11 protein-coding genes are annotated in these 14,977 nt (G+C 61.7%); 6 read left to right on the forward strand and 5 right to left on the reverse strand.

Features of this window, described 5'->3' with window-relative positions; translation table 11 throughout:
• Positions 1 to 142 precede the first annotated feature (142 nt).
• Positions 143 to 1,060: a PhzF family phenazine biosynthesis protein gene (locus AC1ROR_RS03830; protein ID WP_498588629.1), complete on the forward strand. Its 918-nt coding sequence runs from the start codon at positions 143 to 145 to the stop codon at positions 1,058 to 1,060.
• Between the two features lie 99 nt (positions 1,061 to 1,159).
• Here AC1ROR_RS03830 and AC1ROR_RS03835 read toward each other — a convergent pair whose 3' ends face one another.
• Positions 1,160 to 7,510, reverse strand: coding sequence for an apolipoprotein A-IV repeat region-like domain-containing protein (locus AC1ROR_RS03835; RefSeq protein WP_498588630.1), 6,351 nt, complete (start codon positions 7,508 to 7,510; stop codon positions 1,160 to 1,162).
• Between the two features lie 481 nt (positions 7,511 to 7,991).
• Between AC1ROR_RS03835 and AC1ROR_RS03840 the strand changes: the two genes are divergently transcribed.
• Together AC1ROR_RS03840 and AC1ROR_RS03845 are read left to right on the forward strand one after the other, a co-directional pair.
• Positions 7,992 to 8,360 carry an Hpt domain-containing protein gene (locus AC1ROR_RS03840; RefSeq protein ID WP_035217551.1) on the forward strand — a complete coding sequence of 123 codons (369 nt, stop codon included), beginning with the start codon at positions 7,992 to 7,994 and terminating at the stop codon, positions 8,358 to 8,360.
• A 129-nt stretch (positions 8,361 to 8,489) separates the two neighbouring features.
• Positions 8,490 to 8,810: a 2Fe-2S iron-sulfur cluster-binding protein gene (locus AC1ROR_RS03845; RefSeq protein WP_035217549.1), complete on the forward strand. Its 321-nt coding sequence runs from the start codon at positions 8,490 to 8,492 to the stop codon at positions 8,808 to 8,810.
• Positions 8,811 to 9,120: 310 nt separating this feature from the next.
• Here the strand turns inward: AC1ROR_RS03845 and AC1ROR_RS03850 are convergent, their stop codons facing one another.
• Complete coding sequence (locus AC1ROR_RS03850) at positions 9,121 to 9,747, reverse strand: DUF922 domain-containing Zn-dependent protease (protein WP_035217546.1); 627 nt, start codon at positions 9,745 to 9,747, stop codon at positions 9,121 to 9,123.
• Between the two features lie 179 nt (positions 9,748 to 9,926).
• Between AC1ROR_RS03850 and folP the strand changes: the two genes are divergently transcribed.
• The 3 genes from folP to folK all read left to right on the forward strand — a co-directional run bounded on the left by folP (position 9,927) and on the right by folK (position 11,676).
• Complete coding sequence (gene folP, locus AC1ROR_RS03855; protein ID WP_498588631.1) at positions 9,927 to 10,712, forward strand: dihydropteroate synthase; 786 nt, start codon at positions 9,927 to 9,929, stop codon at positions 10,710 to 10,712.
• Positions 10,713 to 10,790: 78 nt separating this feature from the next.
• Complete coding sequence (gene folB, locus AC1ROR_RS03860) at positions 10,791 to 11,156, forward strand: dihydroneopterin aldolase (RefSeq protein WP_035217542.1); 366 nt, start codon at positions 10,791 to 10,793, stop codon at positions 11,154 to 11,156.
• Complete coding sequence (folK, locus tag AC1ROR_RS03865; RefSeq protein WP_498588632.1) at positions 11,140 to 11,676, forward strand: 2-amino-4-hydroxy-6-hydroxymethyldihydropteridine diphosphokinase; 537 nt, start codon at positions 11,140 to 11,142, stop codon at positions 11,674 to 11,676. The genes folB and folK overlap by 17 nt, the downstream gene beginning before the upstream one ends.
• A gap of 14 nt (positions 11,677 to 11,690) precedes the next feature.
• On the opposite strand, the gene AC1ROR_RS03870 is transcribed toward folK, so the two are convergent.
• From AC1ROR_RS03870 to AC1ROR_RS03880, 3 genes are all read right to left on the reverse strand, one after another.
• Positions 11,691 to 12,251, reverse strand: coding sequence for a hypothetical protein (locus AC1ROR_RS03870; protein ID WP_035217538.1), 561 nt, complete (start codon positions 12,249 to 12,251; stop codon positions 11,691 to 11,693).
• A 129-nt stretch (positions 12,252 to 12,380) separates the two neighbouring features.
• A complete protein-coding gene (locus tag AC1ROR_RS03875) occupies positions 12,381 to 13,460 on the reverse strand; it encodes a TIGR01620 family protein (RefSeq protein WP_498588633.1) in 1,080 nt (359 codons plus the stop codon).
• Positions 13,457 to 14,935 carry a YcjX family GTP-binding protein gene (locus AC1ROR_RS03880; protein ID WP_498588634.1) on the reverse strand — a complete coding sequence of 493 codons (1,479 nt, stop codon included), beginning with the start codon at positions 14,933 to 14,935 and terminating at the stop codon, positions 13,457 to 13,459. The genes AC1ROR_RS03875 and AC1ROR_RS03880 overlap by 4 nt, the downstream gene beginning before the upstream one ends.
• Between the last annotated feature and the right edge of the window lie 42 nt (positions 14,936 to 14,977).

The raw sequence follows: 14,977 nt of genomic DNA on the forward strand, positions 1-14,977 counted from the left end.
CTTTCGGTCAGGCAGGCGTTCGCCTTCACAGGAAGCCGGTCCACAGCTTCTTGGTTTATGGCTTCGGACAAGGGTTGCGATGCGGGGCGGCGTAAGGCAGTTTGCGCAAGGCAGGCGGAATGACTGATGGCAGGAGACGTGTGTGGTGCTGAACTACAATATCTACGATGTCTTTACCGAGACCAAAATGGCGGGAAACCCGCTGGCGGTCATGTATGACGCGGATGATCTCGACAAGGCGACAATGCAGGCGATCGCGCGGGAAATGAATCTTTCCGAGACCGTTTTTGTCAATCGTTCGGGCAATCCCGCCCACGCAGCGTCAGTACGCATATTCACGCCTTCAGGTGAATTGCCTTTCGCCGGCCATCCCACCGTCGGTGCTGCTGTCGCTATCGCCGAGCGTAACCGCGGCGAGGGCGATGACGATATCGATATGGTCTGCGTGCTGGAGGAGCAGGTGGGCCCGGTGCGCTGCGCGGTCAAGATGCGCGCTGGCGCAGTCAGCTTCGCCGAATTCGACCTGCCGCGCAAATCTTCGCGCGTCGACCTGCCGCTCGATCATGCCGCGCTTGCCGATGCGCTGGGTGTGAGCGAAGGCCACCTCGGCTTTGAAAATCATGTGCCGTCGATCTGGACGGCCGGCGTGCCGTTCCTGTTCGTGCCGTTGCACAATATCGCTGCGATCAGGGACATGGATTTCGATGCCAATCTGTGGCTGCGCACCGCGCCGCTGGTGGAAGGACGCCTGGCGGCGGCCTACATCTACTGTCGAGGCGGCGTCAATCATGCGGCAAAGTTCCATGCCCGGATGTTTTCACCGGATATGGGGATTTCCGAAGACCCCGCCACCGGCTCTGCCGTCGCCGCCCTTTCCGGCGCGATCCATCATTTTGACGGCCTGACCGATGGGCACTACCCTATCCTCGTAGAGCAGGGCGTGGAGATGGAACGGCCTTCTCACATCCATCTGCGCATGGACATCAAGGATGGCGAAATCGCCCGCGCCCGCATCGGCGGCCACGCGGTGCGTGTTGCTTCGGGCACGTTCGAGCTTTGATTTAGCAACCGGCTGAACTCCAGTCTAAACCCGCCTGTCAGCCAAAATGAAAAACCCCGGTCATGACCGGGGTTTTCTTGTTTCTACTCGCACCAGAGATCAGTTGAACCGACCCGCTGCATGGGCAAGCATCGTATAGACCTTGCCGGTATCGGAGGTGAGGTAGGACTGGGTAACACTCCGGTCGCGATCGGTGCGCGCCACATCGGCGAGCAGCTTTTCGAAATCGGTGATGTAGCGGTCCACGGCGGTGCGGAATTCGGCTTCCCGCTCGTATTTGCGCTTGATCTCGTCGAAGGTCGTCTGGCCCTTCAGCGTGTAGAGGCGACGGGTGAAGACGTCGCGCTCACCGCGCTGGTAGCGGCGCCACAGCTCAACCGACGCATCGTGGTCGATGGCGCGGGCAATGTCGACGGACAGCGAGTTCAGCGATTCGACCATGTGGCGCGGATTGCGGGTGTCGGCCGCACGGGTCGGCTGCTGCTCAGTGCTGGCGCGGGGTGTGGACGCTGCTGGCGTCTCCTGTGACGCGCCGCGCAGCAGATCGCTTATCCAGCCGCCGCCTTCTTCGCGACGTCCGGCAGGCGCTGTTGCCGTCTGCGACGGGGCAGGTGCCTGACGGTTTTCGACCTGGCGGTTCTCAAGCGGCAGCGTACCGCGCAATGCAGGTGCGGCGGCAGTCTGCGGCTGCGCCGGGCGCTGCTGAACCGGAGCGGCTGCTGCCGGCTGCGGACGCGTCTCGACGCGGCGCTCGGCGGCTGGCTGGGTCGCTGCGATGGCGCGGGCAACGGGTTCGGAGACTTCCATCTGGTGGGTCGAACGACCGACGAGCTGCGAAATATCCTGCAGGGCCTTGATCTGTTCGGAAACGGCGCGGCGCATGGCGGCAGCGCTTTCCTTTGCCTCTTCCGGCAGGTCGAATGCGCCGCGCTTCAGTTCGGCGCGGGTTGCATCCAGCTCGCGGCGGATATCGTGGCTGGAGCGGCGAATTTCGTCCGTCGCGCCGGCAAAGCGGCTGACAGCTTCTTCGACAGCCTGACGCAGGGTTTCCTTGAGGTTGGCAGCCGCGGCATTGGATTTTTCCGAGGCGCTGCCAAGAAGATTGTCGACTTCCGAAAGCGAGGACTCGACGCCGCCGCGCAGGCGGTTGACCAGCTCGTCGGAATATTTCTGCGCGTCGGACAGCGTGCTTTCAATCGAGCGGCTGGCATCCTGACCGGCGGCGAGCAGGGCGCCCCGCATGGTCTGTGCCGCCGAGCGGGCGCGCTGCTCGGTTTCATCGAGCGAGCGGCCGATATCGGTAAAGGACGCCTGCAGATTGTCACGCAGATTGCCGGCGACGTTCTGCGAACGCTCCTCGGCGTCGTTGAGCGTGGTTTCCACGACGCCGACGACGTTGCGCATGGCGCTTTCGATTTCCTCGGAACGCTTGACGAGACCGACGGACAGGCTGCGAAGCGCATCCTGGCGTTCTTCCAGCGTGCCGACGAGGCTGGACTGCGCTGCATTCAGCAGTTCGGACGCCTGGCTCAGCACCTTCGAATGTTCCTCGAAGCGTCCGACGATGCCGGCAACCTGCGCCAGCGTCTGGCCGGAAATATTCGACAGACGGTCGATCTTTCCTTCGAGCAGACGACTGGAGCTGGACACCATGTCGGCGGCCTGCGAGGCGCTATCGGAGAAGCGGGTCGCCGATGCGTTCAGCGCTGCGTCGGCCGAGCCGAATTCCTGTGCGGCGCGCTCGACGGCGGAGTTGAAGTTGGTTGCCGACTGCTCGACGATTTCGGCCATGCTGTTATGGGTCTGCGACAGCATGTCGGTGCTCTGGCGGGTGGCGGCAACCAGCTTGTTGGCCGCATCGCTGCCCGAGCGTGCATATTTCTCAATGCCCTGTTCAACGGCATCCGCCATGGCGGTATGCGTCTGCGACAGCATATCCGTGCTCTGGCGGGTGGCCGCGACAAGCTTGCTCGCCGCATCCGTGCCGGCATTGGCATAATCGCTGATCGCCTGTTCCACCATGCCGACCATGCCGCTGTTGCTCTGCGACAGAAGCTCGGCGCTCTGCTGGGCGGCGGAAACGATCTTCTCGGCGGCTTCGCGGCCGATGGTGGCATATTCGTCGACGACAGGCTTGGCCTTCTCCTCGATCAGGCGCGACAGTTCGGCGGAACGGCTGGCCAGCATCGAGTTGAGTTCGCGGGTACGGTTGTCCAGCGCAGAACGGATGGATTCGCCGCGGGCGTCGAGGGCGGATTCGACGCCCGTGAGCGTCTCGGAGATAACGCCGACCTGCGAACGCACGACCGCCTCGGCCTCGGCGACCTTGTTGACGATGATGTTGCCAGCCTCGGAGAAGGTCTGGGCGACGGCGGCGGCCTGGCCGGACAAGCGCGTCTGCGCATCGGAGATGCGGCTGACGATCTCGCCGGAACGTTCCTCGATGGCCTTGGTGAAGGCCTCGTTCTGCGCCTGCACCTGCTCGGCGAATTCAGAGCCGGACTTGGCAAGCAGAGCGGAGGAGCGAACGGCTTCCTCATCAATGCTCTGGGTGGCGGAGACGACCGCGCCACGCAGGCTGACGGCGAGATCGCTTGCCTTGCCCTCGATGGTGCGGTTGACGTTTTCGAGGCCGATCGTCAGCGCCCGGTCCATGGTGCCGAGACGTTCATCGATGCGGGCGGTACCGGCATCGAAGGTTTCCGCCAGGCGGCTCGTGCGGCTTTCGAACGTGTCGGTTACACGTATGGCCTGCTCGTCCAGAATGCCGGTAATGCGCTGCGCGGCATCGTCGCTGGTGCGGGCAAAAGCGGCCGTCTTGTCTTCCAGCGCATCGGCAAAGCGACGGCCGGCATCCTCAATCGAGGTGTTGACGTTGGCCAGATCGCCACCGACGCGTGTCTGCAGGGCGTCGAGCGACGACTCGATACGAGCGCCGGTCTCGTCGAGACGGGTGGTGACATTGCCGATCGAGCTCTCGATTTTCGAGGACAGGGCGTCGGTCGCGCCGCCGATTTCCCGTGCGGCTTCGCCGATCTTAACGGCGATGTCGCCGGCGCTGTTGCGAAGGCGCTCTTCAAGCGTCGCCGCACTGCCGTCAATAGCCTTCTGCAGCGTTTCCTGCTGGGTCTCTAGTGACAGTTCGAGCATGCTGGCGCTGGAGGCGACCGTGGTGCCGATCATCATCGCCTGCTCGGAGAGCATGTCGCCCATCTGGGTCGTGGCCGAGCTCAGGGTCGCTGCCATATCGGCGTGGCGCTGGTCGAGCGCGGTGCGAATATCCTCATGCGATTGCGACAGATTGCTTTCGAGGCGGGATACGCCTTCTTCCACTGTCTGCGCAAAACGGCTGCTGCCATCTTCCACAACGGTTTCGATGCGGTTGGCCGCGCCGGAAACGCTCTGTTCGATCAGACCGCTATTGCGCTCCAGCGAGCCGGCAATGCGTTCCGCCTGCGAGCCGAGCATCGTTTCCAGCCGCTCGTGGCCGCTGGCAAGCGCGTTTTCAAGCGTGAAGGCGGTGGCTTCGAGACGTTGACCGACACCGGCCGCCGCAAGCGAAAGCGACGACGTTCTGGCATCCATGGCCTCGGCAATCCGCTCTTCCACGCCCGAAATCGTCATGTCGAGCGCCAGGGTGCGGCTGTCGAGCGCGTCGGCGATGCGCTCCTCTGCGCTGGAGACGATACCTGAAAGGGCGGAAGTACGGCTGTCCAGGGCGCTGGCAATACGGTCTTCGACACCGGAAACGGCACTGTGCAAGGCGGCGGTGCGGCCGTCGATGATATCGGCGATCTTTTCCTCTACACCGGAGAAGCTCATGTCGAGCGCCATGGTGCGGCTGTCGAGCACGTCCGTGATCCGCTCTTCCGCGCCGGAAACGACGTTTTTCAGCGAATCCGTGCGGCTGTCGAGTGCGCCGGCGATACGGCTCTCGGCCCCGGCCACCAGTTCGCCGAGGACTGCCGTGCGGGTGTCGAGCGCTTCGGTGATTTTTTCCTCGGCACCGGAGAATGCCATGTCGAGCGCCATGGTGCGGCTGTCGAGAGCATCGGCGATGCGTTCTTCGGCACCCGAGACCACGGCATTGAGGGCTGCGGTGCGGCCATCCAGCGTTTCCGCGATGCGGCTTTCGGCACCGGTGACAACGTCGCCGAAAGTGGCCGTGCGGCTGTCGAGTGCGCCGGCGATCTTCTCTTCAGCGCTGGCAACAATGCCGGTGAGAGCAGAGGTGCGGCTGTCGAGCGTTTCGGAAAGTCTTTCCTCGACATTGGCGAAGGTCATGTCGAGCGACAGGGTACGGCTGTCCATCGTGTCGGCAATGCGTTCCTCGACACCCGAAATCGCGCTGGAAAGGGCAGCGGTGCGGCCATCCAGCGTGTCGGCGATACGGCTCTCCGCACCGGATACAACGTCGTGCAGGGCAGCCGTGCGGCTTTCCAGCGTATCGGAAATGCGATCCTCGATGCCGGAAACGGCGCCGGTGATAGCGGCAGCCCGGGTTTCGAGCGTTTCCGAAAGGCGGCGCTCGACATCGGCGACGACACTGTTGATCGCGGCTGCACGTTCGTCGAGCATTGCGGCGAGGCGTTCGGCCGTACCGGAGACGGAGCCGGTAATGGCCAGCGAACGGCTGGCGAGCGCCTCGTCGAAACGGTCCTGGCTGGCCGAAAGCGCGCCGAACAGGGCGTTGCTGCGTTCCGCCAGCACGCTGTCGATCTTCTCGTGCGAGTTGGCGAAGGCATTGGTGATGTCGGCAGTGCGCTGGCCGATTGCGTCGCTGAATTCGCGGGTGCGGGTCTCAAGCGCGCTTTCGAGCATTTCCTGGCCCGTGCCCAGCGCGGTTGCGAGCGCCAGAGACTGATCGGTCATGGTCGTGCCGATGCGCTCAAGACCGCTCGACAGCATGGTATCGAGGGCTTCGGAGCCGCCGGCAACGGTTTCGTTAATCCGGGCGAGGCTTTCCATCAGCTTGCTGTCGAGGCTGCCGGCGCGCTGATCGAAGGCGCTGGCAAATTCCGCCACATGTTCGTCAAAGGCCGAATTGACCTGGCCGACCGTCGCCTGCAACCGTTCCTCATAGAGGCCGGAGCGAAGATCGAGGTCCATGATCGCATCGTCAGCCGTGCTCTGCAGGCTCTGGCGGAAGGAAAGACCTTTTTCCTCGAGCGTCGTGGAGAGCTTGTCGAGCACGGTATCCAGCGAACCGCCGATGATCTGCTGGCCGCGATCGATATTGCGGTTGAGTTCAAGGGTGCGGGTGGACAGGGTCTCGTTGAGCTGGCGGGTGCGTTCCTCCAGCGCGCTGTTGAGGCTTTCCACACCGCTGTCCAGCGTCGAAGCGTGGATCGCGAAACGCTCGAGCAGCACTTCACCGCGCTCATCCAGCGTCGAGGTGAGGTTGTGCAGGCGCATGTCGAACTCGTTGGAGATCGTCGTGCCGGAGGAATTCAGGGCCTGAAGCAGGTTTTCGGTCTTGGCGGCGATCAGGCTGCCCATCGCTTCGGTCGAGGCGCGCGATTTTTCCAAAAGCGCGGCCGAGCGGGTGTCGATCATCGAGGCGAAAGCCTCACCGGTCGTCGCGATCCGCATCGAAAGCTCTTCGCCGACGATGGAAAGCTCTTCCTTGATCTGTTCCTGCGCGCCGACGATGGAGGAGCGGATGCGCTCCGCATGGTTGACGATGGCGTCGCGCTCGGCGGTCAGTTCCTGCACGAGGCTGCGCACGCGCAGTTCATTGTCGGCATAGCTGCGTTCAAGCGCGTTGACCTCGGAGTGAACGAGGGTTTCGAGTTCCGTCGCGCGGGCAATGGTGCGCTCGATGCCGTCATTCATGGCCGAGACTTCGCGGCGAACCGCCTGTCCGACGGACATGATGCGGTCGGATGCGACCGTTTCGGGTTCCGCAAGGCGAAGGGCGACTTCGGCCATGGAGCGGGCGGCGTTCCGCAGGTCGCGGGCGCGTGCCATCATGATCGCAAAGGCGAAGAACAGCATAACAGGAACGAGGATGCCGACGACGATCGCCATCAGGCCGGGAATTGCGGTGAGATCGGCAAGCGAGCCGATGTTCCACAGCGCATTGCCGTAAAGAAGATGCGCGACACCGAGACCGCCAAGCGCCCAGATGACTGACATGATCGTCGCGTTGCGAAGCGCGCCGCCGATGGAGCCGCCTTCGAGCGACTTCAGGATCATGGCCGGGCTGCGTTTGGAGCCGTCATTGGCTGCCTCGAGATTGGGCGATTTGGGCGCCTGTTCGGCAGGCGCGCGTGCGGCCTCGGGAGCAGGGGTCTGTCTGCTTGCTTCCTTCAATCTGGCCTCCGGCTGCTTCGGCGCTGCAGTTTTCCGCGTCTCCGGCTTTTCTTCGAAAGCGCCAAGCTGCAAGGCGTCTTCCAACGCCTGAAATGCAGTCTCGTCGACAGAGTCGCTGATCTTGTTATTCGCCATGCGGTTACGCCTCGTTACACATACGCCCGGCTTCATGCCGTTGACCACTTGCGACCCGCAAGCGGACTGCCGCCATCATGCCAGCGGAACATTATCCCTTATGAGAGAACAATTCTGCCATTTACCAAATCCCGAATTGCTGGTGATCCAGCTTTCGGGCGAAATTACATCACTGTGCCGGAATAACAAAGCTTGAGCTCAAGCCCTGCAGGAACGGCAGTACCGTAGTGACACATTTAGGTGTTCGAAACAATTAATGCGGATTTGCGACGGCAGCGAAGTGTCGGCTTTTTAACAGTTTTTAAACCTCGGTTTCGCTCTGAACGCCTTGTTTCGCATAAGTTTAACATAAATTAACCATAGCAGAAGATTTTCGCCTGCGTCACGCCGTAATTTAAGCCGATAGCACCGGCTTCAATGCGTAAATACGACACAGATGTGACACGAAACAGGAAACGGCGAGACACAAGGAATTTCAGACATGGCAGCGGTCAGTATTGCTTTCGAAGCTCCGGATAATTGCGGCGGCGCGCCGGCCGCAGGCACAAGGCCCATCGATTTCGATCATCTTGCCCGGCAGACAATGGGCGACAAGGATCTCGAAATCGAGGTGCTGAAGCTGTTCAGCCGCAATGCACGCGCAGCCCTTCATGAAATGGCCGGTGCTGACGACAAGGCTGTCAGGGCAACCGCCCACCGTCTGAAAGGCGCCGCTCAGGCCATCGGCGCATCCGCCGTGTCCACGGCCGCAGCAGCGGTGGAGGACAAGGGCAACGACAGCGCGGCTATCGCAAGGCTCGCCGCTGCCATTGTTGAAGCGGAAAACTTCATCCTCAAGCTCTGCCGCTGAGGCGGTACCCATCAAATTAGCCGTTTTGTGAGGCCGGTTGGGTCTGGCGCCCTTGAAGCGGGTTGCCAAGGCGGACCGGCCTTTCTATGTGTTTAGAACAGTTCTTAGATCACATTTTGGATTTCCGGCATGACAAAACTGACCATCGTTGCCTTTGACGGCACGCCCCATGAACTCGACGTGAGCAACGGTTCCACCGTCATGGAGAATGCCGTGCGCAACTCCATTCCCGGCATCGATGCGGAATGCGGCGGCGCCTGTGCCTGTGCGACCTGTCATGTCTATGTCGACGATGCATGGGCGGAGCGCGTCGGCGGGCCTGAGCCGATGGAGGAGGACATGCTGGATTTCGCTTTCGATGTGCGTCCCACGTCGCGTCTTTCCTGTCAGATCAAGATGAATGACGAGTTTGACGGCCTTGTCGTTCACGTTCCCGAGCGCCAGGGCTGATCAACCCTCGGCATTACCTGACGCAGAAAAAGCCCCGCTCACCTGGTAGCGGGGAGCGGGGCGAGGCGGGTACGCAGCATGCAGGCGAGGGAGGAAACACCTGCGAGCCCTCAAGTGCGCACCGGGAGAACCGGAGACGGTTAAAACGCCCGACCCGCCGTAAGCTGCGACCGTTCCAAACCATGTGAACAAGCTACAATGAGTCTCGACGACCGCACCATGACGAGAATTCACGGGTGATATCGGACATGACGTTACGTCATGCCCGTTGCGCAGGGTGAGTTTTTGGCAGGTCGAGAGGTGAGGTCGCTTAGCGCCGGTTCTGGCCCTGTTCGAGCCGGTTTTTCAAAAGCCGCGTCATGCGGGCATCGAAATTTTTCGATTCCACCACATCGAAACGCATCTGGTCCTTGTCGTGCTCGTCCATTACCGTCTGGGTGATCTTGCCGACCATTTCCTGCAGCGTCTCGCAGTTTTTTTGCGGGCGAAGCGCCGTTAATTGCCTCTCGAGCGTGCGGGCATGGGTTCGGGCGATCTCCGCGTGGCGTTCCTCGTGGCGCTTGATATCGGCAAGCAGCGTGTCCCAGATAAAGGCCAGCTCCGCCGTGGTGCGCCGCCGGTTTTTCCATTGCGGCAGGAGGATGCGGGTATTCAGCACCACCTTTGCCGTTCCCACGCTGCAGAGGCCGTTCTTTTCGACATAGGTGAGCTCGCCGCCGAATTTGATCTCGGTCGCGCCCGGATGGCGTGCACCGGTGTTGCGGGTCAGCGGACCGTGCTTGGAAAGCTGCTGGTCCAGATCGGCGGCGGTTTTGCCGCTGATCGAAAAATAGGAATAGGTTTTGCGGACGATAGTTTCTGAAAAAGCCGATCCGGGCATGGAAAGGGCCAATGCACCCGCCAGAGCGGTGCAAAGAGCACGTGATGATTTGGTCATGACCCGGCCTTCCGGTTGAACTTGAAAAAGGTTTGCTGCATAGGCGGAGCGGAACTTATAAGAATTGGCATAACACTCCGTTATTCCCGAAAGGCGCGTGTTACGTGATAACAGCCGGCAGCAATGTGTGGCAAGCGGCCCATGGTCGCTCCCTGAAACTTGATGGGCGTGGCCGTATTATGGCCATCGTCAATGCCACGCCCGATTCCTTTTCCGATGGCGGCCGTTATCTCGCCGTCGATGCGGCTTTTTCCCATGCGCTGAGCTGTGTGGAGGAGGGCGCCGACATCATCGATATAGGCGGGGAATCCACCCGGCCGGGTGCGGCCGCAGTAACGGAAGCCGAGGAACAGGACCGGGTGTTGCCCGTCATCGAGAAATTGCGCCGCGAGACGGATGTGCTGATTTCGGTCGATACCTATCGCGCTTCGACAGCGCGGCTGGCGATCGGGACAGGTGCACATATCGTCAATGACGTCTTTGGCCTGCAGAAAGACGAGGAGATGGCTGATGTGGTCGCCGCCACCCGCGCAGGCGTCTGCATCATGCATACCGGCCGCGACCGGCAGAAGCTTGCCGATGTGATCGAGGATCAGTTCGAATTCCTCAATCGCTCGCTTGATATCGCCGAGGATGCGGGTATTGCCCGTGACGCCATCGCGCTCGATCCGGGTTTTGGTTTTGCGAAGGACGAGAGTGAAAATGTCGCGCTGATGGCGCGTTTCGGCGAACTGGCCGCTTTCGGACTGCCGGTTCTGGCCGGTACGTCGCGCAAGCGTTTCATCGGGTCGCTGACGGGCCGGGATGCGGCTGAGGAACGCGATATCGGAACGGCTGCGACCACCGCGATCCTGAGGCTGGCGGGCGCTTCGATTTTTCGCGTGCACAATGTTGCCGCGACACGTGATGCGCTGGCAATCGCCGATGCGGTTCTTGCCAAAACGTCGGCAAAGGCCGATGCGTAGATCAATGAGTGCCGGAATGCCGCGTCCCGAAAGTGGTGCGGCTTTCTGGCGAAACAGTCCTGCCATGGAGGCGATGCGATGAGCCGCTATACCATCATCCTGAAAAACTGTTCCTTTTTCGCCCGTCATGGCCTTCTCGAGCAGGAGGAGGTGCTGGGCCAGCGCTTTTTCGTCGATGCCGAGATGGAGGTTGAGGCGGGTGATGCGCTGGAAACCGACGAGATCGAAAATACCGTCGATTATGGCGTGGCCTTCGCCGTCATCGAAAAGATCGTCGTCGGCCAGCGCCGCTATCTCATCGAAGCTTTGGCGAATGACATCTGCAAGGCGCTGCGCGAGCGTTATCCGCAAATCGTCTGGCTGCGAATAACGGTGCGCAAACCCTCTGCCCCCGTTCCCGGCATTCTGGACTATGCGCAGGTGAGCGTTGAACACCGTGCCTGAAAAGACGACCGTCGCTGCCCTGGGACTCGGCGGCAATATCGGCAATCCCGCCGCCGCGATGGCGAGAGCCCTGCGCGAACTGGACAGGCATGGCGATTGCCGCCTGTTGGCCGTCTCCGGCCTTTACCGTACGCCACCGTGGGGAAAGACGGATCAGGCGGATTTTTTCAATTGCTGCGCCCTGGTGGAAACCTCGCTTGCGGCGCCTTCGCTGTTAAAATTATGCCTCGATATTGAAAAGGGCATGAAGCGGGTGCGCACGGAGCGCTGGGGTCCGCGCACCATCGATATCGATGTGCTGACCTATGGGAATGAATCTCTCGTAACGGAAAGCATCGAAGTGCCGCATCCGCGTATGACGGAGCGGGCTTTTGTGCTGATGCCGCTTGCCGACATCGCGCCCGATCTTGACGTCAAAGGCAAATCCGTTCTGGAATGGCTTCAGCAGGCAGACAGGACGGGCATCATCCGCGCAAACGAAAAGCGGGAGTGGTGGTCACTCCCGCTCGGTGATGAGTAACGAGGCTGCAGCGGTTACGGCTTGATCGAACCGACGGCCATCTGGTCGATGTCACGCGCCAGCGTCACGCCAATGACCGGGATCATCTGGTCGGCGACCTTGACGGAAATGGTGATATTCATCGAATTGTCGCTGGAGACACGGGCGACCATCGCACCATTGAGCTTGGCGCGGTTGATGCCGACAACGACCTTGTCGCCGCTGACCTGTCCGGAGGTGATGTCCAGCCCCTTGCCTTCGGCGCCGTCGAGGAACTTGCCCTCGTAAGAGTTGCCCTTCTGGCTGATGACGGCGGACATGGGCTGGCTGAAGACGCCGACGCGGCAGGTGCCGCCGAGTTTGATGCCGGTCTGCTTGTCATCAAGCGGTTCGCCGGTCAGATCGCAGGTGAATTTGGTGCCCTTGTATTTGCCGGCGACGATTTCGCCCGGGCCTTTCCAGCTGCCGGCCACGGAGCGGAAAAACACGTCGTCGCGGTCGCGCGATGCGGCATGGACGTCAGACAGGCCGAAACCGCCGCTGACGGACAATATGGCGGCAAGTCCGCCCACAAGCGAAAAGAAGCGCGAATACATGATACTTTCCCCGGCGAAGAAGCCTGTTCGATAGGCCGCAATCTACCGGCGGAATGGTTAATGCTTGGTTTATTTCGCTCTCATTTGCGGCTTCGTCCGTAACCTTTTGAACCGCTCATGTCTTGCCACTCAGGCTTTTTCACCGCTTTTTCCGCCGCTTAAATCGGGCGTCAGGTCGGACATGAAATCGCCGATCCCCGGACGCTTCACGGCCCTGAACGGCAACGGGCGGCACAGATCCATGGCCGCAATGCCGATTCGCGCCGTCATCAGGCCGTTGATGACACCTTCGCCGAGTCGCGCCGAGAGTTTAGAGGCAAGACCGTGACCGAGAACCTGCTGGGCAAGGCCGTCGCCGACGGCAATCGACCCCGTCACGGCGAGGTGGGCGACGACATCCTTCAGCAGCCGCAACATGCCAAGCGTGCCGGGACGGCCGCCGTAAAGCTCCGCCATGGCCCGCACCAGCCGTGTCACCTCAAACAACACGTAAGCGAGATCAACGATTGCACGCGGGCTGACGGCGGTGACGACGGAGACGCGTTTGGAGGAATTAAGGATCAGGGCGCGCGCCTGCCGGTCGAGCGGCACCAGCAATTCACGTTCGGCAAGCTCGATCAGATGTGGGCCGTCGATCACATCGTTTTCCGTTTCCTTCAGCGCCGCTCGTCCCTTGGCCGTTTCGGCCCGGTGGGAGAGGACGGCATTGAGGCGCGTGACGATGGCGCGGGCGGGTTTCGGGCTCTTGTCGAGGCTTGCCGTCTCCGCATCAGCCTTCAAGGATTGCACGGCATTGAGCCGCATGATTCCAAAGACTTCCCGCCCGACGAGGACGAGAACGGCCAGAAGCGCAACAATAAGCGCGATGGTCGCCGTGTAACCAAGCCAGTCGGAGCGGGAAAACAGGTTGCGGATGAGCTGATCCGCCCAGAGGCCGAAGGCAAGCGAGAACAACACGCCCAATGCGCCGAGTGCGAGTTTGCCGAAGGAGAATCGGCTTTTCTTCGGCGTGGCCACCGGCAAGGCGGCTGCATCGATTTCTTCCGGTGCGAGAAACGGATCGTCCTCGTCGGGCGTCAGTGAAATCTCGGCGCCGAAGCTGCGCGGGGCACGTTTCTGCGTCGCGGATGGCCGTGCCGTCTCTTCCGTCTCGAGCGTGAAAGCTGCCGGGCGGCGAGCCTGCGGATAGTTGGGTGTGGGAACCTTCATGCGAGCTTGTCTCCGAACAGGAACTGCATGGCGCGATCAAGCCTGATATGGGGCACGGAAAGCCTTATGCCGCCGCTGCCCGGCTCGTCGACATTGGGCGGCCGGAAACGCACGACATTGACGTCGGGCAATGTCGCCTTGTCGCCATCCCTGTCAATGCTGCGGAACAGCGGCTCGGGATCATCAGGCAGATCGCCGGGAAAGATCGCCGTCTTGCGGTTGCCGTCGAAGGTTTCGCCATTGATGGTCTCACCGGCCATTGGCGTGCCGACGATGACGGGCAGTTCGTGGCCATCCTGCCGCACGGTCGCTTCCCGCGTGGCACGCACGGAAGCCAGCGCCATGACCTCTATGCCGGCGCCATTCATGCCGATGGTGGTGATGGCGCGGTCCACCAGACGGCGGGTAAGTCGCTCCAGCCGGTCATGGCTTTCATGGTGCAGGTGGTCGGCCTTGGTGGCGGCAATCAGCACCTTGTCGATGCGCCGGCCGATGAGAGACGACAGGAGGCTATTGGTGCCGGGGCGGAAACAGGCGAGAACATCGCCCAGCGCCCGTTCCAGATCCTGCACGGCTTCCGGGCCGCGATTGACCGCCTGAAGCGTGTCGATCAGCACGATCTGCCGGTCGAGGCGGGCGAAATGCTCGCGGAAGAAGGGTTTCACCACGATCGATTTATAGGCGTCGTAGCGCCGCTCCATCATGGCGCGCAGCGAGCCCTTCGGTGCTTTCTCATCCGTCAGGCCCGGCAGGGGTGCGAAGGTCAGCGCCGGCGATCCTTCCAGATCTCCCGGCATCAAAAGACGCCCCGGCGGCAGGGTGGAGAGCGATCTTTCGTCGGATTTGCAGGCTTTCAGATAGGCTGCGAAACTTTCGGCCAGACGTCGCGCCGTCATCTCGTCGGCGGGGGCGTTGATATCGAGAGAGGAAGCGATCGCCAGCCATTCCTGCGCCAGCTCGGAACGGATGCCGGTCCCGGCGAGCGCGACGGTTGCGTCGCTGAATTGCCTGTAATCCTGCGACAGAAGCGGCAGGTCGAGCAGCCATTCGCCGGGATAGTCGACGATATCGATGGAGAGCTTGCCGGCCGAAAACCACCGGCCCCAGCCGCTGGCACTCTGGTAATCCAGCGTGATCCGCAGTTCGGATATTGCCCGCGTCGAATCGGGCCAGAGCCGGTCGCGCACCAGCGCCTGAATATGGTCCTCGTATTGAAAACGGGGAATGGCGTCGTCCGGCTGCGGTTCAAGGCGCACATTCGAGACCCGGCCCGACCGCATGGCTTCAAACAGCGGCAGGCGGCCACCATTCAGAAGATTGTGGACGAGGGAGGAAATGAAGACCGTCTTTCCCGCCCTCGAAAGACCGGTGACGCCGAGCCGCAATGTCGGGTGGGTGAGGCTGCTCGCACGGTCGGCCAGATTATCGAACGCGATGAGCGCACTGTCCGTCAGGGACGTAAGAGAAGGCGGCAATGGCAGTTTCCCGGCTGTGTTTCACGATCACGGCTGCAATAT

Source organism: Agrobacterium sp. GW821-FHT14E08 (assembly GCF_058803865.1).

What these genes read in the sequence shown, in the direction of transcription:
- AC1ROR_RS03835 (WP_498588630.1), bottom strand. Translation starts at nt 7,510, where the DNA reads ATGGCGAATAACAAGATCAGCGACTCTGTCGACGAGACTGCATTTCAG.
- AC1ROR_RS03840 (WP_035217551.1), top strand. Translation starts at nt 7,992, where the DNA reads ATGGCAGCGGTCAGTATTGCTTTCGAAGCTCCGGATAATTGCGGCGGC.
- AC1ROR_RS03845 (WP_035217549.1), top strand. Translation starts at nt 8,490, where the DNA reads ATGACAAAACTGACCATCGTTGCCTTTGACGGCACGCCCCATGAACTC.
- AC1ROR_RS03850 (WP_035217546.1), bottom strand. Translation starts at nt 9,747, where the DNA reads ATGACCAAATCATCACGTGCTCTTTGCACCGCTCTGGCGGGTGCATTG.
- folP (WP_498588631.1), top strand. Translation starts at nt 9,927, where the DNA reads ATGGCCATCGTCAATGCCACGCCCGATTCCTTTTCCGATGGCGGCCGT.
- folB (WP_035217542.1), top strand. Translation starts at nt 10,791, where the DNA reads ATGAGCCGCTATACCATCATCCTGAAAAACTGTTCCTTTTTCGCCCGT.
- AC1ROR_RS03870 (WP_035217538.1), bottom strand. Translation starts at nt 12,251, where the DNA reads ATGTATTCGCGCTTCTTTTCGCTTGTGGGCGGACTTGCCGCCATATTG.
- AC1ROR_RS03875 (WP_498588633.1), bottom strand. Translation starts at nt 13,460, where the DNA reads ATGAAGGTTCCCACACCCAACTATCCGCAGGCTCGCCGCCCGGCAGCT.